The sequence below is a fragment of the Streptococcus sp. GMD1S genome (genome assembly GCF_000296875.1).
Lineage (GTDB): Bacteria > Bacillota > Bacilli > Lactobacillales > Streptococcaceae > Streptococcus.
Genome location: NZ_AJQY01000064.1, coordinates 1 through 4,869, shown reverse-complemented (window position 1 = coordinate 4,869; position 4,869 = coordinate 1). Strand labels below are relative to the sequence as shown.

The 4,869-nt window shown below is 45.9% G+C and carries 4 protein-coding genes and 1 pseudogene; all 5 read right to left on the bottom strand.

What is annotated here, in order from left to right:
* Positions 1–986: preprotein translocase subunit SecA (locus GMD1S_RS06625; RefSeq protein ID WP_000483302.1), on the bottom strand; the 986-nt coding region annotated here is incomplete at its 3' end.
* A complete protein-coding gene (asp3, locus tag GMD1S_RS06620) occupies positions 979–1,419 on the bottom strand; it encodes an accessory Sec system protein Asp3 (protein ID WP_000583890.1) in 441 nt (146 codons plus the stop codon). The genes GMD1S_RS06625 and asp3, both read right to left, overlap by 8 nt.
* A complete protein-coding gene (asp2, locus tag GMD1S_RS06615) occupies positions 1,416–2,945 on the bottom strand; it encodes an accessory Sec system protein Asp2 (protein WP_000412877.1) in 1,530 nt (509 codons plus the stop codon). Before asp2 ends, asp3 begins: the two co-directional genes overlap by 4 nt.
* Positions 2,929–4,509, bottom strand: coding sequence for an accessory Sec system protein Asp1 (asp1, locus tag GMD1S_RS06610; protein ID WP_000291138.1), 1,581 nt, complete (start codon positions 4,507–4,509; stop codon positions 2,929–2,931). Before asp1 ends, asp2 begins: the two co-directional genes overlap by 17 nt.
* Positions 4,510–4,518: 9 nt before the next feature.
* Positions 4,519–4,869, bottom strand: a pseudogene (locus GMD1S_RS06605) (accessory Sec system protein translocase subunit SecY2); the annotation flags it as partial.

Genomic DNA, 4,869 nt, shown 5'->3' with positions numbered 1-4,869 from the left:
AGCTTGGTCATTTCCATCAAACGCCCTGTTCCCTTGTCTAACAAGACCATTTCTTGCCCTCGAACCAGATAGTCCTTGTCCTTAGTAAAGAGCGTATGGGCTCTAAGAGCATAGACCAGATGCCGAACATAACTAGCATACTCTTCCTTATAGAGATGATCGATTCCTAGGAAACCTTCGACCGTCTGGGCACCTTTTCGGGTCAACCAAACCTGGTCTTTTTCTTCCTTGTAGATGTAGTCTTCTCCCTCAACCAAGGTCGTCACTAGGGTATCAATCATCCTATAATAGTTAGACTGGACGCGGGGAGAACCTGCGATAATCAAGGGAGTTTGGGCACTATCGAGTAGAATGTCATCGATCTCATCAATGATGACATAGTTAAAGGGAGGCAGGAATTTCCCCTCACGAGTGGAGGCAAGATTGTCATTGAGATAGTCAAATCCCAGGACACTATTGGTCGTGTAGACGATGTCCGAGGTGTAGATCTTTCTTCTCTCTTCCGCAGTCAAGTCCTCTTTTGGGTCCTCTGAAAAGGGAAGACCGACAGTTAGACCTAAAAATTGGTAGACTGGGCCCATTTCGCTTGCATCCCGTCTAGCCAGATAGTCATTGGTCGTGACCAGCATGCTGCCTTTTCCCGTTAGGGCATTGAGGTAGAGGGGCATGGTGGCAGTCAAGGTCTTGCCTTCACCCGTATTCATCTCTGCCACATTTCCTTGATGGATCACAATGGCACCCATGACTTGCACATCATAGGGAAAGAGACCCAAGACACGTTTATCGGCCTCACGAACAAGGGCATAGGCTTCTACCAATAGCTCATCCAAGGTTTCTCCCTGGGCAAGACGCTGGCGAAACTCCTCTGTCTTTGCAGCCATTTCCTCATCACTGAGGGCAGCCATCTCTTCTTTGAGAGCGTTGATTTGGCTTAAAAGCTTCTTGACCTTTCTCAGTTGTCTTTCCTGATACAAACGATTAAACACCAGCATCCTCCTCAATAGAAAACGAAACAAAGTCAAGAGCCTCAAAACCTGCACTAATCAAGGAAAGGCGGTAGGTGTAGGCCGCTTCAGGATAGGTGAAGCTAAAGGAAAATTGTCTTTCAATCTTCTCCTCGATGATTACCTCATAACGGTTTAAAAAAGTCAGTTTGAGATAGAGACCATTGGCTGGTTGAACCTGCATCTTCATAGAGAGACGGTAGGTGTGATTTTTCTTAAGAAGAGGGAGGCTGGGCTGACTTCTAGTAGCCTGGTAATTGACACTAGAAAACCAGGTTTTAAGGGTTTCACCTGAAGCCAGCAAAGGATTTTTCAGGGTAACATGACCGTCTGCATGATAGGTGATCTGGCTACCATAAAGATAAGTGGCTCCCATCTCACCCCACCTAATATCCTCTCTCTTGATGATAATCATGTCTCACCTCTTCCGTATTCTTCTAGTATCATCTTGTAAAAATGAATAAACCAGGCAACGTTTGTTCCTGTATCATCATTGTGTCGACCTGCGGTTCCTTTGGACAAAATCTTGGCTCCTGTCTGACAAAGTGTCTCCACTAGCTGGTCATAGGCACTACTATCCATATCCTCGTCCTTCATGTAAGAAAGGCCGAAGGTCGTCTGGGAAAAATCAGCTTGTTTAAATCGGGTCCAAAAACGTTGATCCAAGTCCTTCATGTCTTTCTGGCTCACTCCTCCTGTCTGAAGGTGCAAGACATCAAAGCTAGTCGGAAAGACTCCTGGCGCCTCTAGTCGGCCCCGCTGTGCGATGGTTCCTAGATTGGTCAAGGGTTTTCCGACTACGATTCCCTTGGGTTCAAAGTAGGCTCCATAGTAGAGGGCAGGGAAGGTTCCCATTGACAGCCCAGATAGGATCAAGTCACTTCTATCCAAGCCTAGATAGTCTAGATAGTGTTGGATGGTTGCTTGAATTTTATCTTCTAATTCCTCAGTTCCTAGGTAAAAGGCTCCTCCTTCTAATCGAGGGTCCGAAAAGAGGAGAAAGGGGCATCTGAGCTTCTTCATCATCCAGTAACCCTCAAAACCTTCCGCCGGACGGTAACCTGAGAAATAGACTGCTAGAGGTGGCTTGAAATCCCCTGGGTGAAAGAAATAGTTGATTTCCTCACGTTTTTTGTCATGCAGGATATTGCCACCGAGAACAAACTTTCCAAACTGTTTCCGGCTCCAGCGTTGGTGGAGATTGCCGATGTTGACCTTTCCCAGACCACGCGCTTCAAGAGAAATGCTCAGATAAGCGTCATAGTCTTGCTCCACAATGATTGCTGAGGCAAAGTCTGCTTCCTCAAGGAGAATGTCCTGTCTAATCTCTGAAACGGATCCTGCTGGGATTTTTCGCAATCGCAGGCGCAATTCCACTAGTCCACTCTTTTCATATTCGAGCCAGAGTTCGATTGGCGAATGGGCTTGGACAGACTGATTATAGGCCCAAGAAGCTAGCTGGGTATAGGTCTTGCCAAAGTCTCCTTCCAGCTCCAGATGCTCAAATCCCTGATAGGAGACAGAGCCTTGGAAACTCGGGTGAATCCTTATCGTAGCTGGGCTCAGCTTGTCTCCATAACCACCTTCAAAGAGGGAGGTAGAGAGGTCTCGAACAAAGCCCTGGCGGTCTGACAGGTCCATCGCTTGCATGCAGTGCTGTTTGATGAGGTTCTGAATGTTTTTATCCTGACTTGCAAACTGTTCTGGATAGAAAACCGTATAGGGTTCCAAGCTAGATGCAAAAGGCAACAAATCTACTAGATAAGCCCCATCCGTGAGAATGACAGCATGAAAGTGATCTAGATCATTCTCATCCATGATTTTCTGGATGGCAGACGGTGTGTTGGGAGGAACATGATACCAGTCTAGTTGGGCTGGTAGGGCAAGTGTCTCTCGCCAATCTTCTGGACCGATTTGCAAGATCTTATACTTCTTTTCCATGAGTCACCTCCTCCAACCACTTTTCTAGCTTGATCAGGAATTGCTCCCCAGTGTGTTCCTTTATCTTTTCGATGGAATGGATCAAAGCATCATTCCACACCTGCAGGCTATCGAGATAGTAATGGGCAGCTTGCGCAAAATCAGCTATATTTTCCAACAGATAGCCATTCTTCTGATGGCTGACATACTCTGTTTTGACCCTATTGATTTGAGGGATACCAGCACTAATCCCCGCGATTTGGGTATAAAGAAGAGGTTGCCTGTTCAGATCGACAATCAAACGAACAAATTCCAGCTGCTTGATTAACTCCGATTCATCCTTCATATTGACAAACGAATAGCGCTTGCTCTGATGGCGATTGTCCTCAAGCGGATTTTCAGCTCCTTGGTAATCAACTTCCTTCTCCAGTTCCTGGTCTTGAAACTGCTCTGAGACCATCTCAGCAACTCGTGTTTCCAGCTGCTTCATTTCTTCTTGACTAGCAGCAAAGGTTCCAAAGACCAGCTCCGTATCTTTGTTTTCAGAAAGGAAATGCAAGACCTGATAGAGCGCTTGGTCCTCTATCCCATGCTCAAAGTCCAGTTGATAGTAGAGGATTGACTCCTTCCGAGTCTGACTCTTTCCCAGCTCCAAGCGGGTATCAAAAGGTGATAAATGACGAAACTTCATTGCTTGTTCTGAAAAGGCAGACTGAGCCAAGTGCAAGGTGTCCTCTCTGTCGACCAGAACAAGGTCCACCTTATCAAGCAGACCTGCCAACTGAGGTAGTTGTTCTTGAGGATTTCGTCCGATAAAAAGGCTGAGAACCTTGGTGGTTTGGTGAGGCAATCGTTCTAAAAGGAAAGCATTGTGCTGGTCACATGCAGGCAGAAAATAGGTCGCTCCTTCCTCAGGGAGTTGAGCTATTTTCTTCTCAAAAAACTCCGCAATCAATTCTCCCATATCTTGGTAAGCCTCTTTTTGGAAGCGAAAAGCAAAGATAGGATTGACCTCGATACGACCCCCATCTTGCAAGTACTCTCTGAACTGCCACAGTCCCTTGGGATTGAGGTAGTCTTGGTAGAGAGCCTGACCCTCTTCATAGTAAATCACACTGGAAACCAGCCCCCGATCATCCATCAGGTAGTTGGCAGACAAGAGCCCATCTTCCTTGAAATACTGAATCGTACTGATAAAACCTTCAATCCCATGCTCCACCTGAGCATAGGGCTTTCCATTTCTCAAAACTAAAATGGTAAAGGGACTGTAAACAAACTCGCAGTCCTCTTCCCACTCAATATCTCTGAGCTGCAAGACCTGCGGTCGAATCTCATGAAAATCCTGCAATTCATCAAATAAGGAATAAACTTGTGCTTCTAAAATACCTTGGCGATGGAGAAAATAGCGAAGATGAGGCTGATAGGACAAAAGGAGGACATGGGCAGGGATCCCTTGGCGTTGCGTCAAGCGAATCTGATTGAAGGTGTCATCAAATTCTAGCTTAAAATGAGAAAGATACCAAGGTATCAAATCGGCATGCCAGGGACGCTCCTTGCCATACCAAGCTGGGATAAAGTAATACATCAAAACCTCCTAGAATAGTGGCTGATACCTTTCATTTAGTCTGAGCGCCTGCAATTCATCATGAATCGTAAAGAGCATACCACTCAAAATTAAAAAGAGTCCAGGAATCATGCTGACTTTTAACAAACTCTCATCCTTCAAGACAAACAAGATTGGAAGTCCAGCCAAGGTAACGTTAAAGACTGCACCTATCAGAGCAAATCGCAGAACCAAGCGATTAATAAAGCGACTGGTATCCTCGCCCGGATAGACTCCGTAGATGTAATCTCCTGATTGCTTCATCCGATCTGCGATCTGTTGACCACTCACATTGACAAAGGCAAAGGCAATGCTAAAGACAAAGAGGATAAGGATATAAGC

Excerpts from the sequence above, each read along its gene's own strand:
- asp1 (WP_000291138.1), bottom strand. The coding sequence starts at position 4,509 with ATGTATTACTTTATCCCAGCTTGGTATGGCAAGGAGCGTCCCTGGCAT.
- asp3 (WP_000583890.1), bottom strand. The coding sequence starts at position 1,419 with ATGATTATCATCAAGAGAGAGGATATTAGGTGGGGTGAGATGGGAGCC.
- asp2 (WP_000412877.1), bottom strand. The coding sequence starts at position 2,945 with ATGGAAAAGAAGTATAAGATCTTGCAAATCGGTCCAGAAGATTGGCGA.